Genomic DNA, 22,177 nt, shown 5'->3' with positions numbered 1-22,177 from the left:
CGGCCCGGCGACGAGGAGGAGAGCCGTGCAGATCGGGTTCGCAGTACCGGTGACGGGGGCGTGGTCCACCCCGGCCAACCAGGTGCTGATCGCGCAGCGCGCCGAGGAGCTCGGCTACCACTCGCTGTGGACGCTGCAGCGCGTCGTCAACCCGGCCGGCTCGGCCGACCAGACCTACCGCAACGTGCCCGACCCGCTCGTCACGCTGGCCTACCTCGCGGGTTACACCAGCCAGGTGCGGCTGGGCGTCGCCGTGCTGAACATGCCGTTCTACTCCCCCGCCATGCTCGCCAAGCAGGCGATCACCCTCGACCACGTCACCGGCGGGCGCCTGGACCTCGGGCTCGGCAACGGCTGGATGCCCGAGGAGTTCGCCGCGGTCGGCGCCTCCATGCGGCGGCGCGGCGCCCGCGCCGAGGAGTTCCTCGCCGCGCTGCGCGCCATGTGGACCGGCGAGCCCGGCGAGGTCAGCGAGTTCCACGGCGAGTTCTACGACGTCCCGCCCGTCACCATGGACCCGCGGCCGCTGCAGGAGCCCGAGCCGCCGATCCTGCTCGGCGGCGCCTCCGAGGCCGCGCTGCACCGCGCCGGACGGCTCGCCGCCGGCTGGGTCAGCTCCAGCCGCGCCGACCTGGCCGCGATCGGCCGGTCGATCGCGACCGTCCGCGACGCCGCGGACAAGGCCGGCCGCGACTCGGCGGCGCTGCGGTTCGTCTGCCGCGGCGCGGTGCGGGTGCGCACCGAGGAGGCCGCGCCGCCGGAGGAGGAGCGGCGCCCGCTCACCGGCACCTACGAGCAGATCCTGGGCGACTTCGCCGCGCTGGAGGAGCAGGGCGTCACCGAGCTGTTCGTCGACCTGAACTTCGACCCGGAGCTGACCGGCCCGGACGCCGACCCGTGGGACTCGATGTACCTGGCCCGCGAGGCGCTGGAGGCCTTCGCCCCGCGCTCGTGAGCGCGGCCGTCACAGCGCCGGGCGGCGCCCCTCCCACGGGGTGCTGAGGACGACGGTGGTCCGGGTGGCGACGTTCGCCGCCGCCCGGATCTTCTGCAGCAGGTCCTCCAGCTCGTTCGGGGAGGCGACGCGCACCTTCAGGATGTAGCTCTCGTCGCCCGCCACCGAGTGGCACGCCTCGATCGCCTCCAGGTGGGTCAGCCGGTCGGGCGCGTCGTCGGGCGCGGCCGGGTCGATCGGCTTGATCGACACGAACGCGGTGAGCGGCAGGCCGATCTGCTGGTTGTCGAGCTGGGCGGTGAAGCCGCGGATGACGCCGCGCTTCTGCAGCCGCCGCACCCGCTGGTGCACCGCCGACACCGACAGGCCAGTCTGCTTGGCCAGGTCGGTGAAACTCATCCGCCCGTCGTCGGCCAGCAGCGCCATGATCTGACGATCGATCTCCTCCACGCGGGAAATCTAGCGCGCCGCGGGCGGTGGACGGGCCCCGCGCAGATCACAGATCAGCTCTTTTCCACCGTCCGCGCGCGGAGGCCGCGGATCGGGACGGCCCGCCGGGCACCGGGACGGTCAGCGCCGGGTCCCGCGCAGCGCGCCGCAGCTGCCGCGCACCACCAGCTCGGTCGGCAGCAGGACGGGCGCGCCGCGGCCCCGTCGCGCCCGGTCCCGCAGCAGCAGCTCGCAGGCCCGGTGGCCGATGTCGCGGCCCGGCCGCGCCACCGCCGTCAGCGGCGGGTCGCACAGCTCCGCCCACGCCACGTCGTCGACCATCGCGATCGACACGTCGGCGGGGACGCGCAGGTCCAGTTCGCGGGCCACCAGCACGGCCGCCTCGCCGAGCAGGTGCCCGGCGGCCAGCACGGCGGTCACGTCCGCCCGGCGCTGCAGCAGCCCGGCCGCGGCGGCGTACGCGGCGTCCCGCGCAGGCCGGGCCGCGACGACCAGGTCCTCCTCCACCGGGACGCCGAGCCGGGACAGCGCGTCGCGGAACGCCCGCTCCCGCACGCCGGGCCGCTCGCCGGGCGCGGCCCCGCCGAGGAAGGCGATCCGCCGGTGCCCGAGCCCCGCGAGGTACTCCACCAGCGAGCGGACGCCGCCCGCGTCGTCGGCGAGCACCGCGGGGATCTCCGGCAGGCCGGGCAGCACCCGGTCGGCGAACACCACGCTGGAGCACACCCGGACGGCGGCGCGCCAGTCGGCCTCGTCCCCGGCGGGCAGCGCGATGATCCCGTCCACCCGCTGCTCGACGAGCCGGTCGACGATCTCCGCCTCCTGCGCCGGGTCGCCCTCGGACGCCTCCACGATCACGTGCCCGCCGAGCGTGCGGGCGCTGGCCAGCACGCCGGCGACCACCTCGGCGTGGAAGGGGTCGGTGACGCCGGGCAGGACGAGGCCGATGCCGCCGCTGCGGCGCAGCTTGAGGCCGCGGCCGAGGGCGCTCGGCCGGTAGTCCAGCCCGGCGGCGGCGGCCAGCACCCGCTCGCGGGTCGCCGCGCTGACCGAGCCGCCGGAGAAGACCCGCGACACCGTGGCGATGCCGACGCCGGCCGCGGCCGCCACGTCCTTGATCGTCGCCGACCGTCCGTCCGCCACCCGTGCCCACCCCTCATGTCCCGAGGTTTCCGAGCTTATCGTGATCAACTCTCCCATGGAAACGATTCCATGATGTTTACTCCAGCCATTGAGAGAACGCCCTGCTGGGCAGGGGTGGACGGGAAACGTTTCCAAAGGAGCGGGGATGGCCGAGATCAAGCTGGACCGGGTCGACAAGATCTACTCGGGCGGGGTCAAGGCGGTGGACGGCCTGGACCTGACGATCGAGGACGGCGAGTTCATGGTGCTGGTCGGGCCGTCCGGCTGCGGCAAGTCGACCGCGCTGCGGATGATCGCCGGCCTGGAGGAGATCAGCGGCGGCAAGATCTCCATCGGCGGCCAGGTGGTGAACGACCTGGCGCCCAAGGACCGCGACATCGCGATGGTGTTCCAGAACTACGCGCTCTACCCGCACATGACGGTGGAGCAGAACCTGGCGTTCGGCCTGAAGCTGCGCGGCACGCCGAAGTCGGAGATCAAGCAGAAGGTCCGCGAGGCCGCCAAGATGCTCGGCCTCGAGCAGTTCCTGGCCCGCAAGCCCGCCGCGCTGTCGGGCGGCCAGCGCCAGCGGGTCGCGATGGGCCGCGCGATCGTCCGCGAGCCGCAGGCGTTCCTGATGGACGAGCCGCTGTCCAACCTCGACGCCAAGCTGCGGGTGTCCATGCGGGCCTCGCTCAGCCAGCTGCACGAGCGGCTCGGCGTCACCACCGTCTACGTCACCCACGACCAGATCGAGGCGATGACCCTCGGCTCGCGGGTGTGCGTGCTGCGCGAGGGCAAGCTCCAGCAGGTCGACACCCCGCAGCGGCTGTTCGACAACCCCGTCAACCTGTTCGTCGCCGGGTTCATCGGCTCGCCCGCGATGAACTTCGTCACGGCGCAGCTCGGCCGCGGCGACGGCGGCGCGCAGGTCTCCTTCGCCGGGTTCACGCTCCCGGTGCCGGACTCGCTCCTCAACGACCGGCCGGCGCTGCGCGACTACATCGGCCGCGAGGTGATCCTCGGCGTCCGCCCCTCCGACTTCGAGGACGCGGCGCACGCCAACCCCGACTGGGCGCCGATGTCGGCGCGGAGCACGGTCACCGAGGAGCTCGGCAGCGAGATCAACGTCATCTTCACGATCGACGCGCCGCCCGTCGAGCACAAGGACACCGCCGACCTCGCCGAGGACGCCGCCGAGGGCGACGCCGACATGGCGATCCCGCTGGTGGACAACAAGGCGCTGTGGACCGCCCGCGTCAACTCCCGCTCGCACGTGCGGCCCGGGCAGGAGATCGACCTGGCCGTCGACACCAAGCGGCTGCACTTCTTCGACCCCGACAGCGGCCTGGCGATCGGCCACCCGGGCGCCGCGGCCGCCGCCGCGCCCGAGCTGAAGAAGGCCGCCGGCTGACGCGGCACTTCCGGAGAACGGGAGAAGGCCCGTGCGGGACGTCCCCGCACGGGCCTCTTCTCGTTCCGTCTCCAGTAGGCGCCGGTCACTTCACCGAGCCGGCGAGCACTCCCTGGACGAAGTAGCGCTGGAAGGCGAAGAACACCACCAGCGGGACGACCAGCGACAGGAACGCGCCGGGCGCGAGGATGTCGATGTTGCCGGTGAACTGCCGCATCTGCGACTGCAGCCACTTGGTCATCGGCTGCGCGCCGGTGTTGGCGAACACCAGCGCGACCAGCAGGTCGTTCCACACCCACAGGAACTGGAAGATGCCGAGCGAGGCGATCGCCGGCCCGCCCAGCGGGAAGATCACCCGCCGGAAGATCGTCCACTCCGAGCCGCCGTCCATCCGCGCCGCCTCCAGCAGGTCCCGGGGAATCGCGGCGAAGAAGTTGCGCAGCAGGAAGATCGCGAACGGCAGCCCGAACGCGACGTGGAACAGCACCACGCCGGTGATCGACCCGTACATCTTGAACCCGCCGACCTCGATGTTGCCGTACAGCTTCGCGACCGGCAGCAGCGCGACCTGGACCGGCACCACCAGCAGCGCCACGACGATCAGGAACAGCCAGTCGCGGCCGGGGAACTCCAGCCACGCGAACGCGTACGCCGCCAGCGACGCGATCGCGACCACCAGCACCGTCGCCGGCACCGTGATCAGCACCGTGTTCCAGAACGAGTCGACGAAGTCCGGCTTGTCCAGCAGCGAACCGTAGGCGCTGGTCGTGATCTGGGCCGGGTGGGAGAACACCTTCCACCAGCCGCCGGCGCCGTTGTCCTCGGTGGAGCGCAGCGACTCCACGAACAGGCCGAACGTCGGCACCAGCCAGAACAGCGCGACCAGCACCAGCAGCACCTGCGCGACGGTGCCGCCGGCCCGGCCGACCAGGCGGGCGGCCAGGCCCCGGCGCGGCGCCCCGGCCGCCCCGTTCGCCGCGGGGTCCTTCTCCGGCGCGGCGGCGGTCCCGCCGGCGCCGCCCGGAGCGCCGTCCGGGGTGACGTCAGTGCCGTCCGCGGTGCTCATTTGCGCTCCTGCCGCAGTCGCCGGATGTTGAACAGCATGGCGGGCAGCACCAGCAGGAACAGCAGCACGGCGATCGCGCTGCCGGAGCCCGGGTCGTTGCCGCCGCCGAACGACTTGGTCCACATCTCCAGCGCCAGCACGTTGGCGTTCGGATCGCCGCCGCCGATGATGAACACCAGGTCGAAGACCTTCAGCACGTTGATGACGAGCGTGACCAGCACGACCATCAGCACGGGCGCCAGCAGCGGGATCGTCACCCGCCGGAACACCTGCCACTCGGTCGCGCCGTCCACCCGGGCCGCCTCCAGCGCGTCGCGCGGGATGGCGGCCAGGCCCGCGGCGATCAGCACCATCGCGAATCCCGACCACACCCACAGGTACGACCCGATGATCGCGGGAGTGATCAGGGTGCTGCCGAGCCATTCGGCGCCGCCGTAGGAGGCGGTGAAGTTGCCCTTCGGCAGCCGCACCGTGACCGGGCCGGACGGCACCTTCTTCAGCGTGAACGTCCCGTCGGCGGCGGTGGTCGCCTTGGCGACGACCTTGCCGTCGCGGACCGCCTCCACCTTGATGCCGGGCAGGCCGCTCTCACCGGCGTTCGGCTTGTTCAGCTCGCCGCCGCCGCCCTTGGTGAAGTCGAACCAGACCGTCCCGGTCAGCTGCCCCGCCTTGGCGGCGGGCGGCTGCGCGGCGGGCTCGGCGTCCTTCGGCAGGTACTCCGGCTTGACCTTCACCAGGGGCAGCAGCGCGGTCTGCCCCGCCGAGGCCGGGCGGGAGGTGAGCACGGCGCCGCCCTGCTGGTGGACGAGCTGGTCGCCGCCGTTGCGCGGGCCCGCACCCGGATAGCTGGTGCCCGACTCGAAGGTGTCGTGGATCGCGACCAGCGCCGCGTTCGCCACCCCCTGGTCGGGGTCCTGCTGGTACACCAGCCGGAAGATGACGCCGGAGGCGAGGAACGAGATCGCCATCGGCATGAAGACCACGAGCTTGAACGCCGTCGCCCACCGGATCCGCTCGGTGAGCACGGCGAAGAACAGCCCGATGATAGTCACGATCGTGGGCGCCACCACGACCCACACGACGGTGTTGCGCACCGCCACGAGGTTGTCGTGCCCCTCGAACACCCCGGTGTAGTTGTCGATGCCGACGAACGAGCCGCCCGAGGCGTCGAAGAAGCTGCGGATCACCGAGTAGACGATCGGGTACACGACCAGGAAGCCGAGCAGCAGCAGCGCGGGCAGCAGGAACGTCAGCGCCAGCCAGGACGGCGGCTTCAGCCGCTCGCCCGCGCCGCGCCCGCGCCGGGGGGCGGCCGGGACGGAGACGGCGGCGGCGCCGCCGGCCGTGGCGGCCGGCGGCACCCCCTCATTCGTAGGCTTCATCCGGGGTCGTCCGCTCCCCTACTTGTACGCCTTGGCGGCCGCGGCCTCCAGCTTGGCCTGCGTGCCCTTGACATCGGTGGGCTTGCTCACGAACTGGCGCAGCGCCTCCCACTCGCCCGCGCCCGGCGTCGCGCCGAACGCGGCCGGCGTCAGGTCGGACATGTCGTAGCGGGCGTTGTCGCCGGCCTGCTGCATCTGCTGGATCAGCTGCTTGGCGATCGGGTCGGAGTAGGCATCCGGCTGCACGGCCTTGTTCGGCGTGAGGTAGCCGCCGAGCCCGGCCCAGACCTTGCCGGCCGCCGGGGAGGCGAGGAACTTCATCAGCGCCTGCGCGCCCTTGCCGTCCTTCATCGCGACCGCGACGTCACCGCCGATGACCGCCGGGGCGGTGTCGCCGGCCTTGGGGAAGGCGAACACCTTCGCGTCCGTGCCGACCTTGGCCTTCGTGGTGCCGATGTTGGCCGCGGCGAAGTCGCCGCCGTAGGCCATCGCGGCCTTGTTCTGGCCGAACACCTGCGTGATCGACTCGTCGAACTTGGTCTTGGTCGCGGTGGCGAGGCCGCCGTTGAGGAACTGCGGCTTGCCCCAGATCTCGGCGAGCGTCTGCAGCGCCTTGGCGACCGTCGGGTCCGTCCACTTGATCTCGTGCTTGGCCAGCTTGTCGTAGTTGTCGGGGCCGGCCTGTGAGAGGTAGACGTTCTCGAACCAGTCGGTCAGCGTCCAGGCGTCCTGCGCGCCGGCGGCCAGCGTGAACGGGGTGGTGCCGGAGTCCTGCAGGGTGCCGGCGCCCTTCACCAGGTCCGCCCAGGTCACCGGGGGCTGGACGCCGGCGTCGGAGAACGCCTGCGGCCGGTACCAGATGATCGACTTGTAGGCCGCCTTGGCGATGACGCCGTAGGTCTTGCCCTGGTAGGAGCCGAGGTCCTTCCAGTACGGCGAGAAGTTCTGCGACACCTCCGACACCGCGTCGGGGGCGAGCGGCTTCAGCTGGCCCTTGGCGGCGTACTGGTTCATCAGGCCGGGCTGCGGCAGGATCGCCACGTCCGGCGGGTTGTGCGCCGCCAGCTTCGGGCCGAGGTAGGCATCGGTGTTCTCACCGGTGGAGGCGTACTGGACGGTCGCGCCCGTCTGCTTCTCGAACGCCTGCAGGACCTTGCGGAAGTTGGTCTCCTCCGTGCCGGTCCACTTCGCGGCCACCGAGACGGTGACGCCCTTCAGCTCCGTCCCCCCGGCCGAGGTCTTCGAGCCGCCGCCCTTGTCGTCGTCCCCGCCGCCGCACGCGGCCGCGGCCGACAGCAGCAGTCCCGCCGCCACGGCGGCCCCCACCGTCCTGCGGCCCATCACACCTCTGCTGACGCTCATCCCTCATCCTTCCTGGGCGATCCGGCGTCGTCCGATCCCCAGATCGACGCGCCGGACTCGATATCGAAGAAGTGCAGGCGACCGGTGTCGACGCGGATCGTCACCGGGTCGCCGACCTTCACGCGGGTGCGGGGGCTGAACCTCGCGACGAGGTCCGTGCGGGGGCGCTCCATGTGCCCCAGCACGTCGGTCCCCGCGTCGCGGGCGAGCTCCTTGGTGTCCTCGGTGACGACCTGGGCGGCCTCGACCGCGAAATGGACCAGCACGTCCGAGCCCATCGCCTCCACCAGGTCGGCGGTGGAGGTCAGCCCGGACCCCTCGGGCGCGTCCACGAGCTCGGAGTCCTCCATGTCCTCGGGGCGGATGCCGACGACGAGGTCGCGCCCGAGGTAGGACGCCAGGGCGGGGCGCGCGGTCAGCGCCTCGCCGGCGAGCGCCAGGGTCTGGCCGCCGATCTCCAGGCGCGGGTTCGCCGCGTCCCCGGACAGGGTGCCGTGCAGCAGGTTCATGGCGGGTGAGCCGATGAAGCCGGCGACGAACAGGTTCGCCGGCCGGTCGTAGAGCTCCTGCGGCGGTGCCACCTGCTGGAGCTCGCCCTTCTTCATCACCGCGACCCGGTCGCCGAGCGTCATCGCCTCGGTCTGGTCGTGCGTGACGTAGATCGTGGTGACGCCGAGGTCGCGCTGGAGGCGGGCGATCTCGGCGCGCATCTGGACGCGCAGCTTGGCGTCGAGGTTGGACAGCGGCTCGTCCATCAGGAACGCCTGCGGCTCGCGGACGATCGCGCGGCCCATCGCGACCCGCTGGCGCTGGCCGCCCGACAGGTTGCGCGGCTTGCGCTCCAGGTGGTCGGTCAGGCCGAGGATCTCGGCGGCGTGGTCGACCTTCTGCCGGATCTCCTTCTTGGGCAGCTTGCGCAGCGACAGCCCGAACCCGATGTTGTCGCGCACCGACAGGTGCGGGTAGAGGGCGTAGCTCTGGAAGACCATGGCGACGTCGCGGTCGCGCGCCGGGACCCGGTTGACGGCGCGGCCGCCGATCGCGACGGTCCCCTCGGAGATGTCCTCCAGGCCGGCGACCATCCGCAGGGCGGTGGTCTTGCCGCAGCCGGACGGTCCGACCAGCACCAGGAACTCGCCGTCGGCGATGCTGAGGTTCAGGTCGGTCACGGCCCGCGTCCCGTCGGGATACACCTTCCCGACGCTGGTCAGGTCGACCTCTGCCACGGCGTCTCCTCTGCTTGACAAGCGCTACCCCGGCGTAACTTGAAACAAGGTCGTACAGGGCGGGACGGCCGGATCGCAATACGCGCGGCACCGGCTGACGCATTTGGTACAGAGATCGTTACCGACCCGTTTCCGGGCTATTTTCCGCCATCCGAAACAAGCGGAGGGCGCGGGCGGAAATCCACCCGCGCCCTCCGCGCGCGTCATCCCGGAAGCGCTCCGGGCACGGGGCCTCAGCCGACGACCACCAAGCCGCGCCCGGTCACGTTCATCGGCTCGTAACCGTCCTCGGTGCACACGACGATGTCCTCGATGCGGGCGCCGTGCGGGCCCGGGTAGATGCCCGGCTCGATCGAGAACGCCATTCCCGGCTCCAGCGGCTCGCGGTTCCCCGCCACGATGTAGGGGTCCTCGTGCGACTCCAGGCCGATGCCGTGCCCGGTGCGGTGGAAGAAGTGCTCGCCGTGCCCCGCCGCCGCGATGACGTCGCGGGCCGCCGCGTCCACCGCCTCCGGAGTCACGCCCGGCCGGACCGCCTCGCACGAGGCGCGCTGCGCCTCCTCCAGCACCGCGAAGTACGCGGCGTAGTCGGCGGGCGGCTCGCCCACGCAGTAGTTGCGGGTGGAGTCCGAGCAGTAGCCGCTCGGCATCGTCCCGCCGATGTCGACGACCACGGGATCGCCGCGCCGGACCACCCGGTCCGACAGCTCGGCGTGCGGGTTCGCTCCGTTCGGGCCCGACCCGACGATCACGAAGTCGACCGCCTCGTGCCCCTCGTCGAGGATCGCCTCGGCGATGTCCCGGCCGATCTCGCGCTCGGTCCGCCCGGCCCGCAGCAGGTCCGGGACGCGGCGGTGCACCCGGTCGATCGCCGCGCCCGCCTCGCGCAGCGCCGCCACCTCGGCCGCGCTCTTGCGCATCCGCAGCTCCCGCAGCACGCCGCCCGCCGCGACCTGCTCGGCGCCCGGCAGCGCGGCGCGGAACCGCAGCGCCATCACCGCCCACATCCGGTCGGCCACGCCCACCGACGCCAGGCCGCCGGGCAGCCGGCGCGCGACCAGCGCGTACGGGTCGTCGGTCTCGTCCCAGGGCACCAGTTCCACGCCGAGCGAGCCCGCGGGCGACTCCCGCGCCGCCGGCAGCTCCAGCCGCGGGACGACCAGGAACGCCTCGCCGCCGGCCGGCACCACCAGGCAGGTGAGCCGCTCCAGCTGCTTGGCGTCGTACCCGGTGACGTAGCGCAGGTCCGGGCCGGGGGTCAGCAGCACCGCGCCGAGGCCGGCCTGCGCGGTGGCCTCCCGCACCCGTCCGAGGCGCTCGCGCGGATACAACTCCGTTGTCACATCCGTCTCCATACCGGTCGCGGTGGCCGGGCCGGACGCCGCAGGGCGCGGGCCGCGCCGTCGTCCACCGCTTCCTCCTCCCTGTGACCTGCTCCTGTTACATTCTGTCCGTGCTCCGACACAGTTCGTACCGCCTCGGATACCGCACCAGGATCCCAGCAATGATCCCAACAGGTCCGGGGCGCCGCCGCTCCGGCCCGCCCGCGCCGGCGCGGCGCGGCTGAGCCGGTGCGGCACGACCGAGACGCGGCGCGCCCCGGGGACCCGGCCGCCGAACCCGGCGCGGTCCGCGCCGCCGCCGTCGTCGAACAGGCCAAGGGCATGCTGGCCGAGCGGTTCGGCTGCGGCGTGGAGGCCGCCTACGACCACCTGCTGGAGCTGGCCTCCGACTCCGGGATGGAGCCGGAGACGGCCGCCGCGCTGCTGGTCGGCGCCGACCCCGATGTGCCCGGCGGGCACCCGGCCCACGGTGGCGTGCCCGAGCCGCGCACGGCGCCGGACGGCGGTCCCGCCGGTCCCGGCGCCGCCGCGCCGCCCGCCGAGCCCGCCGCCGACCCCGGTGACCTCGCCGCGCAGCTCGCGCTCGTGCAGCGGCTCGGCGACCTCGGCTGGGCCCGCTGGGACCTGGCCACCGGCGAGGCCCGCTGGTCCGCCCGGCTGTACGAGCTGTTCGGGCGGGACCCGGCGGCCGGGCCGCCGCCGCTCGGCCGGCTCACCGGCCACGTCGTCCCCGCCGACCTGCCGCACGCCGAGCACCTCATGCGCACCCTGCTCGTCCGGCGCGAGCCCGCCGACGCGGAGCTGCGCGTCCGCGCCGGGAACGCCGTCCGGCACCTGCGGGTGATGGCCGAGCCCGTCCTGGACGCCGGCGGCGAGCCGGCCGCGCTCCACGTCGTCTTCCAGGACGCCTCGCCGCGGCACCGCGACGAGCTGATGGCCGCGACCCGCCTGCAACTGGGTCGCCGGCGGCGCCGCGTCGCCGAGGAGCGGCACACCGCCGTGGAGATCCAGCGGGCCCTGCTGCCGCTGCCCCGCGGCCCCCGCGAGCTGCCCGGGCTGCGGGCCGCCGTCCGCTACCTGCCCGCGTGCAGCGAGACGCGGGTCGGCGGCGACTGGTACGAGGCGACCGCGCTGTCGGAGGACGAGGTGTTCCTGGCGATCGGCGACGTGTCCGGGCACGGGCCGCCGGCCGCGGCCGCGATGGCGCGGGTGCGGGGCGCCCTCAGCGGCCTGGCGTGCACCGGCGCGGCCCCCGACCGGATGCTGGCGTCGCTGAACCGGATGCTGCTGAACCGGATGCCGCTCGAGGCGCCGGCGCGCGGGAGGGACCGGCCGCTGACCGCGGGCGCCGTCGCCGCCCGCTACGAGCCGGGTCCGCGCGTGCTGACCTGGGCGCGGGCCGGGCACCCGCCGCCGCTGCTGCTGCGCGACGGCGCCGCGGAGCTGCTGGCGGCGCCCGAGGGGGTGCTGCTCGGCGCGCTGGACGCCCCGGACCTGGAGTCGGTCATCACCCGGCTGCACCGCGGCGACCTGCTGCTGTTCTACACCGACGGCCTCGTGGAGCGCCGCGACCGCGACCTCGCCGACGGGTTCCGGATGCTGCTCGCCGCCGCCCGGGAGCGGCCGGGCGCCGGGCCCGACGCGGTCATCGACCACGTGCTGCGCTCGCTCGGCGCCGCCAATCCCGACGACGACACCTGCGTGCTCGCCGTCCAGGTCGTCTGACGTGTCACGGCGGGGATGTCGGGGCCGCGTGGGAGCATGAGCCCATGAGCGGGCTGATGCTGCTGGACACGCCGTCGTTGTACTTCCGCGCCTTCTACGGGGTGCCCGAGTCGGTGACGTCGCCGGACGGGACGCCGGTGAACGCCGTCCGCGGCCTGATCGACATGATCGCCCGGCTCGTCCAGGACCGCTCCCCCGACCGCCTCGTCTGCTGCATGGACGCCGACTGGCGGCCGGCGTTCCGGGTCGAGGCGCTGCCGTCCTACAAGGCGCACCGGGTCGCCGAGGACGGCGGCGACCAGACCCCGGACGCGCTGGAGGCGCAGCTGCCGGTGATCGACGCGGTGCTGGACGCGGTCGGGCTCGCCCGCGTGGGCGTCGCGGGCTACGAGGCCGACGACGTCATCGGCACCCTCGCGGTGCGGGGCGCGGCGGACGGCCCGGTCGACATCGTCACCGGCGACCGCGACCTGTTCCAGCTCGTCGACGACACCGGCCCGGTGTCGGTGCTGTACACCGCGCGCGGCATCCGGAACCTGCAGGTGATGGACGAGGCGGAGGTGGCGGCCAAGTACGGCATCCCCGGCCGCGGCTACGGCGACTACGCGACGCTGCGCGGCGACCCCAGCGACGGGCTGCCGGGCGTGCCGGGCGTCGGCGACAAGACCGCCGCCGCGCTGATCACCCGGTTCGGGTCGGTGGACGGCATCCTGGCGGCGCTGGACGCGGGGATCACCGACGGGTTCCCGGCGGGCGCCCGCAAGCGGATGGAGGCGGCGCGGGAGTACCTGGCGTCCGCCGAGACGGTGGTCCGGGTCGTCACCGACATCGACGCGCCGGAACTGGCGAAGCTGGACGACCGGCTGCCCGCCGAGCCGCGGGACGCCGAGGCCCTGGTGGAGCTGGCCGACGCCTGGAACCTCTCCAGCCCCGTCAACCGGCTGCTGAACGCCCTCGCCCGTTAGCCCCGGCGGCGCCGGGGACACCCCCGGGTCTCGGCGCGGAGAAACCTCGGCTGCAATTTTCCCCGAAAGTGTCAGATGACGCAGACGCGGGGTGCCCGCGCGCGCAGCATATGGCTCAATGAGGGGTTCTCCTAGGGACATGCGGAGAGCACGCACGCCGCCGCGGGACGGGCGATGACGGCCGTCGACCGGGCACCGGGTCCGGCCGCGGCGGCCGCACGAGCGGACCGGTATCCGCGGCACTGGGCCTCACCGCCCCACTCCCCCCATCTGCCGCGGATACCGGTTCACCGGCCGGCGCGCAGCGGCGCGCGCCGGCGGACCGTCCCGACCCGTGAGCCCGGCGGGGCTCGGAAAGCCGGCACCCCGTGAACACCAGGACCCCATCGCGCGGCGGGTTCGCCGCCCCCTTCCCGGCCGGCCGCGGCGACGGCTTCTGGGCCGAGCTGGACCCGGCGCAGCGCGCCGCCCTCGAGGCGGCGGCGCGGCCGCGCAACTACCCGGCGCGGGCCCCGCTGTGCTACCAGGGCGAGGACTCCGACCACATCATCGTCATCCGGTCCGGCTGGGCGAAGGCGACGTCGTCGACGCCGGACGGCCACGAGGTCGTGCTGGCCGTGCGCGGCCCCGGCGACCTGGTGTGCGAGAGCGCGGTGCTCGGCAGCCGGCAGCGGTCGGCGACCGTGACGGCGCTGACCGCCGTCCGCGCGCTGGTGGTGCCGGCGGCCCGGTTCACCGCGTTCCTGGACGCCCATCCCGGCGTGTGGCTGCTGGTCAGCGGCACGTTCGTGCGCCGGCTGGACGACGCGGACCGGCGGGTGCAGGCGAACGTGTCCGCGCAGGGCCCGCGGCGGCTGGCGATGCTGCTGTCGCACCTGGCCGATCTGTCGGCGCGGTACGCCCCGCCCGCCGCGGACGGCTCGGTCGGCATCGGGCCGCCGCTGTCGCAGGAGGAGCTGGGCAGCTGGATGGACGCCTCCCGCGAGACCGTGGCCCGCGCCCTCGCGGCGCTGCGCCGCGCGGGCCTGGTGCGGACGGGCCGCCGGAAGATCACGGTGGTGGACCCGGACGCCCTGCGCGGGTTCGCGCGGGAGACCGGCGAATGACACGGCCCGGCGCCTTTACATTGTAGATTTCTTAGCGCCCCGGGGCGCATGGGGCCACCGCGGCGGAACGGCGGTCAGCGGCGCCGGCGGCGGCGCGTGTAGTGACGCCAGTCCGTGCCGGTGCCGACGCCGGCGAAGTGCAGCGAGAGCAGCAGCAGGCCGAGGACGGTCAGCGTCCCGTTGTTGATGGCGTCCGAGGACACGTCGGCCAGGTCGAACAGCAGGGCGAGCGCGAAGACGACGGCGGCGACGATCGCGAGCATGGCGGCCTCCGGTGGGGGTCGGGGAGCGCCGGGCGCCCCGCGGGTACCGGCCCGATCACCGTTCGCGCGGCCGTGAAACCGCTTTCCCTTTTTCGGTCGTCCGGATCAGCCGCCGGCGCCGCGACCCGATTCCGGTCCGCCCGCGATTCCGGGGTAGATCCGCATCGCGTTGCCGCCGAGGACGAGGGACACGGTCTCCTCGTCCAGGCCGAGGCCGGCGATGGCCCGGGCGTTGCGGGCGATGCCGGGGACGCCGGGCCAGTCGGTGCCGAAGACGAACTTGCGCGCGAGCCGCTTCAGGTCGTACCGGGCGTAGTACTCGGGGAGGCGGCGGGGCGGCAGTCCCGACAGCTCGATCCAGACCTCCTCGCGGGACAGCGCGAGGAACGCGGCGGCGTCGTACCACCAGCCGCGGCCGCCGTGCGCGAGCACGAACGTCAGCCCCGGGAAGTGGCGGAGCACGTCGTCGATCGGCGTGGGGTCGGCGTACCGGTTGGCCGAGCCGGGGAACGAGCTGGTGCCGCAGTGCACGACGACCGGGACGCCCGCGTCCCGGCACACCGCGTAGGCCGGGTACAGGTCGGGGTCGGCGACGCTGAACCCGCCGTGCACCGGATGCAGCTTCAGCGCGACGGCGCCGAAGCCGAGCTGGCGCTCCAGCTCGGCGTCGATCGGGTAGTGCAGGTGCGGGTTGAGGTTGGCGATCGGCTTGAAGCGGCGCGGGTTGTGCTTGAGCAGCGGCACCAGGTCCTCGATGGGCTGGTACCCGGTCGTCTTCGGGCTGTACTCGCACAGCAGCAGCGCGACGTCCACGCCCTCGGCCTCGAAGTAGGCGTCGACGCGTTCGGGGACGAGGGTGCCGGAGTCGTCGTAGAGGTCCTGCCAGGGGTGCGCGGAGCCGAACTCCTCGGCCCACTGCCGCCACGCCGGGGGCAGGGTCGGCAGCCGCGCGGTGTGGACGTGGGCGTCGATGAGGGGCCGTCCGTCGAGCATGTGCGCCTCCCCGCGTCAGGGCCGGATCAGCTCGAGCTCGGCGGCGTAGCGGCGGCCGTTGGCGACGTACATCGCGACCGCCTCGGCGTGCCACTTCTCGTCGATGCCGCCGGGCCTGGCCTTGGCGGGGACGCCGAGCGCGGTGTGCTCGGAGGGGACGACGGCGCCCTCGGTGACGACGGCGCCCGCCCCCACGACGGCGCGGGTCTCCACGCGGACGCGGTTGAGCACGACGGAGCCGGACCCGATGAGGCAGCGGTCCTCGACGACGCAGCCCTCGAGGTGGGCGTTGTGGCCGACGACGCAGTCGGCGCCGATGACGGTCGGCCACTCCTCGGTGGTGTGCACGACCGTGCCGTCCTGCACGGACGTGCGGGCGCCGACGGTGATGGAGCCGTAGTCGCCGCGCAGCACGGCCCCGGGCCAGACGGTGGCGCCCTCGCCGAGCGTCACCGACCCGATGACGGTCGCGGCCGGATGGACGTACGCGGTCGGATGGATGTCGGGTTCCTGGTCACCCAGGGCGTAGACGGCCATGCGGCGGAGCCTACCGGCCGGTCCCGGCCGGGCCGCCGCGCAGGGCGCCCAAGATCGTCCAGACGAGCGTCTCCGCGGCCTGCGCGGCGTCCAGCCGGCCCTCGTCCACCTCCTGCGCGGCGGCGTGCATCAGCGAGTAGACCGCGGTGGCCTGCCAGCCGGGCGGCGCGGCGGCGGAGAACGCGCCCTCCTCGCGGCCCCGCCGCAGCAGGCGCTCGAGGCGGGCGAACACGGCGGCGTGCCGGTCGCGGACCCGTTCGGGGCCGAGCACCCGCAGCGCGACCGCCAGGACCGTCCGCTGCCGGTCCAGGACCCGCCAGGACGAGCGGACGAGGCGCGCGAGGGCCTCGTCCGCCCGCCCGGCGTCGATGTCGACGGCGCCGAGGACGGCGTCGGCGTCGGCGAGCGACCGGTCGAACAGGGTGTCCACCAGCGCCTCCCGGGACGGGAAGTGCCCGTAGAGGGTGACCCGCCCGACCCCGGCCGCCTTGGCGATCTCCGTCATGCCGGCCGAGGGGTCGCGGCCGAGCCGGTCGAGCGCGGCGTCGAGGATGGCCTCGATGTTGCGCTCGGCGTCGGCGCGGCGGCGGGTCGCGGAGGTCATGGGGCCAGGGTAGAGGCTCGGCGGGCGGCGGCTCAGTGCGCGAAGAGCGGGCCGTCTCCGGGTTCGGGCCGCCCGGCCGGGACGAGGGCGAGCGCGAGGACCGCGACGGCGGCGGCGATCACGCCGAACACCGTGAACGCGGTGTGGAACCCGCCGGCCGTGTGGCCGCCGATGCTCGCGCCGGCGAGGGCGGTGGCGAGCGCGACGCCGAGGGCGCCGCCGATCTCGTGGCCGGTGTTGACGACGCCGGAGGCCAGGCCCGCCTCCTCGTGGCCGATGCCGTTCATCGCGGTCGTGGTGGCGCACACGAATCCGGCGCCCACGCCGAGCGACAGCAGCACGAAGCCGGGCAGCACGTCCGGCCAGGCGTGGCCGCCGGAGGGGGCCCGGGACAGCAGCAGCGCGCCGGCCGCCGCGACCGCGAACCCGGCCGCCGCGACGGGCCGTCCGCCGATCCGGCCGACCAGGTGGGACGCGAGGTGCGCGCCCGCGATCGTGGCGACGGCGGCCGGGAGGAAGGCCAGGCCCGTCTTCACCGCGGAGAAGTGCAGCAGATTCTGCAGGTACTGCGAGCACAGGAAGAACCCCGACAGCAGCAGCACCGACGCCGACACCATCAGCGCGTTGCCGGAGGCGACCGTCCGGCGCCGCAGCAGGCCGGGCGGGACCAGCGGGGTCCGCACGGTCCGCTCGATCAGCACGAAACCGGCCGCGAGGAAGACGGCGCCTCCGATCGGGACGAGCGCCGACACCGCGTCCCAGCCGTCCTCTCCCGCCTTGACCAGGCCGTAGATGAGCGCCGCGGCGGCGAGGGTGGCGGTCACCGCGCCTGCCGGGTCGAGCGGCCCGCGCACCGGCGGCACGGACGCGACGGTCCGCGGCACCAGGGCCAGCACGGCCAGCCCGACGGGGACGTTGACGAAGAACACCCATTCCCAGCCCGGCCCGCTGGTGAGCAGCCCGCCGACCAGCACGCCCACGGCCGCGCCGGTTCCGCCGACGGCCGCCCACACGCCGAGGGCGCGGTTGCGTTCGGGACCGCGGAAGGTCGTGGTGACGATCGACAGCGCGGCCGGGGACAGCAGCGCGGCGCCGACGCCCTGCGCGGCGCGCCCGGCGACGAGCACTCCCCCGGTCCCGGCGAGGCCGGAGACCAGTGACGCGGCGGTGAACAGCGCGAGCCCGAGCAGGAGGGCGCGCCTGCGGCCGAGCGCGTCGGCGAGCCGTCCGCCGAGCAGCAGCAGGCCGCCGAAGCACAGCGAGTAGGCGGTGACGACCCAGGTCTGGCCGCCGCGGCCGAGCGAGAGGTCCGCGGCGATCGAGGGCAGCGCCACGTTCACCACGGTGATGTCGATGATCAGCATGAACTGGGCGACGCACAGCAGGGCGAGCGCCCGCCAGCGGCGGGGGTCGGCGTGCGGCCCGTCCGGGTGCGCGCCGGGCGGGTGCGCCGAGGGCGTGAGCGCGTGGTCGTGCATGGCGACTCCTAACTCGAACACCATTGTTCGAGTTAGCGTACCGCCGGACACCGGAAAACCGAACACTAGTGTTCGAGTTATTGGCTCAGGCGTCGACCGACTCCTGCTCGTCCAGCCAGGACACGATGCCCTCCAGAGCCTCCCGGCAGCTCCCGCAGCCGGTGCCGGCCCGGGTCCGCCGGGAGACCTCGTCGGCGGTGCGGGCGCCGTCCTGCCAGCAGGCGCGGATCTGCCCCTTGCTGACGTTGTTGCAGTTGCAGACCGTCGCCGCGTCCGGCATCCGCACCGGCGAGGCCGCCTCCGGGGCGCCGCCGAGCCCGGGGAACAGCAGGTCCAGCCGCTCGGACGGCAGCGGCGAGGCCCGGTCGTAGAGCTGGGTGAGCGATCCGGCGGCGGAGGTCTCGCCGAGCAGGATCGCGCCGATCAGCCGGCCGTCCCGGATCACCGCCTTCTTGTAGGTGCCGCGCGCCGCGTCGGTGAACCGGACGACCTCGACGCCGTCGTCCTCGTCGCCGAAGTGCGTCTCCCCCATCGACGCCAGCTCGATGCCGGCCGCCTTCAGCCGGGTGATCTGCCGGGCGCCGGTGAAGCGCGCGGCGGGATCGGTGCCGGCGAGCAGCCCGGCCAGCACGCCCGCCTGCTCCCACGCGGGCGCGACCAGCCCGTACACCTCGTCGCGGTGCTCGGAGCACTCCCCGATGGCGCGGACGGACGGGTCGGTGACCGAGCGCAGCTCGTCGTCCACGACGATCGCCCGGCCGACCGCGAGCCCGGCGTCGCGGGCCAGCGACACCTCGGGGCGCACCCCGCACGACAGGATGACCAGGTCGGTGTCGATCACCTCGCGGCCGCCGTCCGGCAGGGCCAGCTCGACACCGGTGACCACCCGGTCGTCGCCGGTGCCGGCGATGCGCAGCCCCGCGACGTTGGCCTGCACGCGGGTGCCGATGCCGAGGCTCGCGAGGGTCCGCGCCAGCACCCGCCCGGCGGCGGGGTCGAGCTGGCGTTCCATCAGGTGCCCGGCCAGGTGCAGGACGGTCACCTCCAGGCCGCGGCCCATCAGCCCGCGCGCCGCCTCGATGCCGAGCAGCCCGCCGCCGACCACCACCGCGCGTTCCGCCGTCTCGGCCAGCTCGGAGATCCGCCGGCAGTCCTCCAGCGTGCGGAACACCAGCGCGCCGCCGGGCAGCCCGTCCTCCAGGCCGGGCATCGGCGGGATGAACGCGGTGCTGCCGGTGGCCAGCACCAGCGTGCCGTAGCGGGTGACGGTCCCGTCGGAGGCGTGCACGGCGCGCGCCTCCCGGTCGATGCGGACGACCTCGACGCCGAGCCTGGCGTCCACCCCGTGCGAGGCGTACCAGGCCGCGTCGACCAGGCTGATGTGGTCCGGCCTGGTCATCCCGGCGAGGACGTTCGACAGCAGCACCCGGTTGTAGGGCCGCTGCGTCTCCGCGCCGAACACTGTGACCGGCACGCCGGGGTCGCGGGAGCGCAGCTCGCTGACGAACCGGGCCCCGGCCATCCCGTTCCCGACGACGACGATCCGGTCCCGGTTCACTTGACCTCCAAGGGCAGGAGCACGGGCTTGATCTGCTCGCGCTCGACCTCGAACTCGATGCTCGGGTCGGGGGTCTGCGGCGCGTTGACGAACGAGACGAACCGGCGCATCCGGTCGGGGTCGGCGAGGGTGTCGCGCCATTCGTCGCTGTAGCCGGCGACGTGGCGCTCCATCGCGGCGTCGAGCTCGGCGCAGATGCCGAGCCGGTCGTCCACGATGACCTCGCGGAGGTAGTCGATGCCGCCGTCCAGCGCCTCCATCCAGCTCGCGGTGCGCTGCAGCCGGTCGGCGGTGCGGATGTAGAACATCAGGAAGCGGTCGATGGTGCGGATCAGCTCCTCGTCGGACAGGTCGGAGGCGAACAGGTCGGCGTGCCGGGGCCGCATGCCGCCGTTGCCGGCGAGGTAGAGGTTCCAGCCGTTCTCGGTGGCGATGACGCCGAAGTCCTTGCTCTGCGCCTCCGCGCACTCGCGGGCGCAGCCCGACACCGCCGACTTCAGCTTGTGCGGGGCGCGCAGCCCCCGGTACCGCAGCTCCAGCCGGATCGCCATCGCGACCGAGTCCTGCACGCCGTACCGGCACCACGTCGACCCGACGCACGACTTCACCGTGCGCAGCGCCTTGCCGTAGGCGTGCCCGGACTCGAACCCGGCGTCGACCAGGCGCTTCCAGATCTCCGGGAGCTGCTCGACCCGGGCCCCGAACAGGTCGATCCGCTGCCCGCCGGTGATCTTGGTGTAGAGGCCGAAGTCGCGGGCCACCTCGCCGATCACGATCAGCTTCTCCGGGGTGATCTCGCCGCCGGGGACGCGGGGGACGACCGAGTAGGTGCCGTTCTTCTGCAGGTTGGCCAGGAAGTGGTCGTTGGTGTCCTGCAGCGCGGCCTGCTCGCCCTCCAGGATGTGCCCGTTGCCGAGGCTGGCGAGGATGGACGCGACGGCGGGCTTGCAGATGTCGCAGCCCCGGCCCCGGCCGTGCTCCTGGACGAGCTGGGTGAAGCTGGTGACCCGCCCGCCCCGGATGATGTCGAACAGCTCGGCGCGGCTGTAGTCGAAGTGCTCGCAGATCGCCTTGCTGACCTCGATGCCGGCGGCGGTCAGCTCGGCGTCCAGGATCCGCTTCACCAGCGGGACGCAGCTGCCGCAGCTCGTCCCCGCCTTCGTGCAGCCCTTCACCGCGGGCACGTCGGTGAGGGAGTCCGCCGCGATCGCGCCGCGGATCGTCTCGGCGGTCACGTTGTTGCAGGAGCAGATGACGGTGGCGCCCGGCAGGTCGCCGCCCGCGGCCTCCGTCCCGCCGAACAGCATCTGCTCGGGAGCGCCCGGCAGGCTCCCCCCGACGTAGGCGCGCAGCGTCCCGTACGACTCGGCGTCGCCGACCAGCACGCCGCCGAGCAGGGTCTTGGCGTCGTCGCTGACGATGAGCTTCTTGTAGACGCCGGCGACCGGGTCGGTGTAGGTCACGCCGAGCGCGCCCTGGTCGGGGCCGGCGAAGGGGTCGCCGAAGCTGGCGACGTCCACGCCCATCAGCTTCAGCTTCGTCGACATGTCGGCCCCGTCGAACACCGCCGTGCTCGACGGCGACAGCAGTCGGTCGGCGACCACCTCCGCCATGGAGAAGCATGGCCCGACCAGCCCGTACACCATCCCGCCGACGAGCGCGCACTCGCCGATCGCCCAGATCGCCGGGTCCTCGGTGCGGCAGGTGTCATCGACGACGATCCCGCCGCGCTCCCCCACCGGCAGCCCGCAGAGGCGGGCGAGCTCGTCGCGCGGCCGGATGCCCGCGGAGAACACCACGACCTCGGCGTCGATCCGCGCGCCGCCGGCGAGCGCGATGCCCGCGACGGCGCCGTCCGGGCCCGCCTCCAGCCGCTCCATCGGCGCGCCCGCGTGCACCGCCATGCCGAGGGCCTCGATGTGGCGGCGCAGCATCGCGCCGCCGCCCTCGTCCAGCTGGCGCGGCATCAGCCACGGCGCGACCTCGACCACGCCGCTGCGCAGGCCGAGGCCCTGGATCGCGCGGGCCGCCTCCAGGCCGAGCAGGCCGCCGCCGACCACGGCGCCGGTCGCCCGGCCCCGCGCGTACTCGCGGATCGCGTCCAGGTCGTCGATCGTGCGGTAGACGAACACGCCAGGTAGGTCCCGGCCCTCGACCGGCGGCACGAACGGCGCCGAGCCGGTGGCGAGCACGAGCGCGTCGTAGCCGACGGACCGCCCGGTGGAAGTGGTCACGGTGCGGGCGGCGCGGTCGATCGCGGTGACCCGCTCGCCGGTGATGACGCTGACCTCGCCGCCGTGCGCCGGGTAGGCGAGGTCCGCGCCCTCCAGGTGGGTCGTCAGCGCCACCCGGTCGTAGGCGGTGCGCGCCTCCTCGCCGATGACGGTGACCGTCCACGTCCCGGCGCCGTCGCGCTCGCGCAGGGCCTCCACCAGGCGGTGCGAGGCCGGTCCGTGGCCGACCACGACCAGGTGCATGTCCGGTTCGTTGCGAGCTTCCATGCCTTGATCCTCGGCAAGGCGTATTTCCCGTATGGGTCCCGGACATCACTCCCGCGTTAACTGGCGCTCACAGCCCGGCGGGGGCGTTGCAGGGTCGCGGCGGGGCCGTTCGCGCACCACCGCGCGC

Annotated in this window: 19 protein-coding genes; 5 read left to right on the top strand and 14 right to left on the bottom strand. The window is 73.9% G+C overall.

Going from position 1 to position 22,177, the window contains the following annotated elements; genetic code table 11:
* Positions 1 to 25: 25 nt before the first annotated feature.
* On the top strand, positions 26 to 955 hold the full coding sequence (locus ACA514_RS37440; RefSeq protein ID WP_375046021.1) for a TIGR03619 family F420-dependent LLM class oxidoreductase: 930 nt from the start codon (positions 26 to 28) through the stop codon (positions 953 to 955).
* 9 nt (positions 956 to 964) lie between these two features.
* On the opposite strand, the gene ACA514_RS37435 is transcribed toward ACA514_RS37440, so the two are convergent.
* Together ACA514_RS37435 and ACA514_RS37430 are read right to left on the bottom strand one after the other, a co-directional pair.
* Positions 965 to 1,405, bottom strand: coding sequence for an Lrp/AsnC family transcriptional regulator (locus ACA514_RS37435; RefSeq protein WP_344284466.1), 441 nt, complete (start codon positions 1,403 to 1,405; stop codon positions 965 to 967).
* A gap of 120 nt (positions 1,406 to 1,525) precedes the next feature.
* Complete coding sequence (locus tag ACA514_RS37430) at positions 1,526 to 2,548, bottom strand: LacI family DNA-binding transcriptional regulator (protein WP_375046020.1); 1,023 nt, start codon at positions 2,546 to 2,548, stop codon at positions 1,526 to 1,528.
* Between the two features lie 145 nt (positions 2,549 to 2,693).
* Between ACA514_RS37430 and ACA514_RS37425 the strand changes: the two genes are divergently transcribed.
* Positions 2,694 to 3,941, top strand: coding sequence for an ABC transporter ATP-binding protein (locus tag ACA514_RS37425; protein ID WP_375046019.1), 1,248 nt, complete (start codon positions 2,694 to 2,696; stop codon positions 3,939 to 3,941).
* Between the two features lie 85 nt (positions 3,942 to 4,026).
* Here the strand turns inward: ACA514_RS37425 and ACA514_RS37420 are convergent, their stop codons facing one another.
* The 5 genes from ACA514_RS37420 to ACA514_RS37400 all read right to left on the bottom strand — a co-directional run bounded on the left by ACA514_RS37420 (position 4,027) and on the right by ACA514_RS37400 (position 10,320).
* Positions 4,027 to 5,007: a carbohydrate ABC transporter permease gene (locus ACA514_RS37420; RefSeq protein ID WP_375046018.1), complete on the bottom strand. Its 981-nt coding sequence runs from the start codon at positions 5,005 to 5,007 to the stop codon at positions 4,027 to 4,029.
* The gene (locus tag ACA514_RS37415; RefSeq protein ID WP_375046017.1) at positions 5,004 to 6,389 is read right to left on the bottom strand and encodes a carbohydrate ABC transporter permease; all 1,386 of its coding nucleotides are present in this window, start codon (positions 6,387 to 6,389) and stop codon (positions 5,004 to 5,006) included. The genes ACA514_RS37420 and ACA514_RS37415 overlap by 4 nt, the downstream gene beginning before the upstream one ends.
* A gap of 18 nt (positions 6,390 to 6,407) precedes the next feature.
* On the bottom strand, positions 6,408 to 7,751 hold the full coding sequence (locus ACA514_RS37410) for an ABC transporter substrate-binding protein (protein WP_375046016.1): 1,344 nt from the start codon (positions 7,749 to 7,751) through the stop codon (positions 6,408 to 6,410).
* A complete protein-coding gene (locus ACA514_RS37405) occupies positions 7,748 to 8,977 on the bottom strand; it encodes an ABC transporter ATP-binding protein (RefSeq protein ID WP_375046015.1) in 1,230 nt (409 codons plus the stop codon). The genes ACA514_RS37410 and ACA514_RS37405 overlap by 4 nt, the downstream gene beginning before the upstream one ends.
* A 233-nt stretch (positions 8,978 to 9,210) precedes the next feature.
* The gene (locus tag ACA514_RS37400) at positions 9,211 to 10,320 is read right to left on the bottom strand and encodes a M24 family metallopeptidase (RefSeq protein ID WP_375046014.1); all 1,110 of its coding nucleotides are present in this window, start codon (positions 10,318 to 10,320) and stop codon (positions 9,211 to 9,213) included.
* A 228-nt stretch (positions 10,321 to 10,548) separates the two neighbouring features.
* Between ACA514_RS37400 and ACA514_RS37395 the strand changes: the two genes are divergently transcribed.
* From ACA514_RS37395 to ACA514_RS37385, 3 genes are all read left to right on the top strand, one after another.
* A complete protein-coding gene (locus ACA514_RS37395) occupies positions 10,549 to 12,045 on the top strand; it encodes a SpoIIE family protein phosphatase (protein ID WP_375046013.1) in 1,497 nt (498 codons plus the stop codon).
* Between the two features lie 44 nt (positions 12,046 to 12,089).
* A complete protein-coding gene (locus tag ACA514_RS37390) occupies positions 12,090 to 13,010 on the top strand; it encodes a 5'-3' exonuclease H3TH domain-containing protein (protein ID WP_375046012.1) in 921 nt (306 codons plus the stop codon).
* Positions 13,011 to 13,378: 368 nt separating this feature from the next.
* Positions 13,379 to 14,116 (top strand): Crp/Fnr family transcriptional regulator, encoded by a 738-nt coding sequence (locus ACA514_RS37385; protein ID WP_375046011.1) that lies wholly within the window; start codon positions 13,379 to 13,381, stop codon positions 14,114 to 14,116.
* A 74-nt stretch (positions 14,117 to 14,190) separates the two neighbouring features.
* On the opposite strand, the gene ACA514_RS37380 is transcribed toward ACA514_RS37385, so the two are convergent.
* The 7 genes from ACA514_RS37380 to nirB form a co-directional block, all read right to left on the bottom strand.
* A complete protein-coding gene (locus tag ACA514_RS37380) occupies positions 14,191 to 14,379 on the bottom strand; it encodes a hypothetical protein (protein ID WP_375046010.1) in 189 nt (62 codons plus the stop codon).
* Positions 14,380 to 14,484: 105 nt separating this feature from the next.
* A complete protein-coding gene (locus tag ACA514_RS37375) occupies positions 14,485 to 15,372 on the bottom strand; it encodes an amidohydrolase family protein (protein WP_375046009.1) in 888 nt (295 codons plus the stop codon).
* Between the two features lie 15 nt (positions 15,373 to 15,387).
* On the bottom strand, positions 15,388 to 15,909 hold the full coding sequence (locus tag ACA514_RS37370) for a gamma carbonic anhydrase family protein (RefSeq protein ID WP_375046008.1): 522 nt from the start codon (positions 15,907 to 15,909) through the stop codon (positions 15,388 to 15,390).
* A 10-nt stretch (positions 15,910 to 15,919) separates the two neighbouring features.
* On the bottom strand, positions 15,920 to 16,513 hold the full coding sequence (locus ACA514_RS37365) for a TetR/AcrR family transcriptional regulator (RefSeq protein WP_375046007.1): 594 nt from the start codon (positions 16,511 to 16,513) through the stop codon (positions 15,920 to 15,922).
* Positions 16,514 to 16,545: 32 nt separating this feature from the next.
* Positions 16,546 to 17,991 carry an MFS transporter gene (locus tag ACA514_RS37360; protein ID WP_375046006.1) on the bottom strand — a complete coding sequence of 482 codons (1,446 nt, stop codon included), beginning with the start codon at positions 17,989 to 17,991 and terminating at the stop codon, positions 16,546 to 16,548.
* Positions 17,992 to 18,076: 85 nt separating this feature from the next.
* Positions 18,077 to 19,549, bottom strand: a complete 1,473-nt coding sequence (locus tag ACA514_RS37355; RefSeq protein ID WP_375046005.1) for an FAD-dependent oxidoreductase — start codon at positions 19,547 to 19,549, stop codon at positions 18,077 to 18,079.
* A complete protein-coding gene (nirB, locus tag ACA514_RS37350) occupies positions 19,546 to 22,050 on the bottom strand; it encodes a nitrite reductase large subunit NirB (RefSeq protein WP_375046004.1) in 2,505 nt (834 codons plus the stop codon). The genes ACA514_RS37355 and nirB overlap by 4 nt, the downstream gene beginning before the upstream one ends.
* Between the last annotated feature and the right edge of the window lie 127 nt (positions 22,051 to 22,177).

This window comes from Actinomadura sp. NTSP31, assembly GCF_041951385.1.
Lineage (GTDB): Bacteria > Actinomycetota > Actinomycetes > Streptosporangiales > Streptosporangiaceae > Spirillospora > Spirillospora napierensis.
Note: the sequence above shows the minus strand (reverse complement) of the source record. Positions and strands in the feature narration are given on the sequence as shown.

Excerpts from the sequence above, each read along its gene's own strand:
- ACA514_RS37425 (WP_375046019.1), top strand. The coding sequence starts at position 2,694 with ATGGCCGAGATCAAGCTGGACCGGGTCGACAAGATCTACTCGGGCGGG.
- ACA514_RS37420 (WP_375046018.1), bottom strand. The coding sequence starts at position 5,007 with ATGAGCACCGCGGACGGCACTGACGTCACCCCGGACGGCGCTCCGGGC.
- ACA514_RS37415 (WP_375046017.1), bottom strand. The coding sequence starts at position 6,389 with ATGAAGCCTACGAATGAGGGGGTGCCGCCGGCCGCCACGGCCGGCGGC.
- ACA514_RS37410 (WP_375046016.1), bottom strand. The coding sequence starts at position 7,751 with ATGAGCGTCAGCAGAGGTGTGATGGGCCGCAGGACGGTGGGGGCCGCC.
- ACA514_RS37390 (WP_375046012.1), top strand. The coding sequence starts at position 12,090 with ATGAGCGGGCTGATGCTGCTGGACACGCCGTCGTTGTACTTCCGCGCC.
- ACA514_RS37380 (WP_375046010.1), bottom strand. The coding sequence starts at position 14,379 with ATGCTCGCGATCGTCGCCGCCGTCGTCTTCGCGCTCGCCCTGCTGTTC.
- ACA514_RS37375 (WP_375046009.1), bottom strand. The coding sequence starts at position 15,372 with ATGCTCGACGGACGGCCCCTCATCGACGCCCACGTCCACACCGCGCGG.
- ACA514_RS37370 (WP_375046008.1), bottom strand. The coding sequence starts at position 15,909 with ATGGCCGTCTACGCCCTGGGTGACCAGGAACCCGACATCCATCCGACC.
- ACA514_RS37365 (WP_375046007.1), bottom strand. The coding sequence starts at position 16,513 with ATGACCTCCGCGACCCGCCGCCGCGCCGACGCCGAGCGCAACATCGAG.
- ACA514_RS37360 (WP_375046006.1), bottom strand. The coding sequence starts at position 17,991 with ATGCACGACCACGCGCTCACGCCCTCGGCGCACCCGCCCGGCGCGCAC.
- nirB (WP_375046004.1), bottom strand. The coding sequence starts at position 22,050 with ATGGAAGCTCGCAACGAACCGGACATGCACCTGGTCGTGGTCGGCCAC.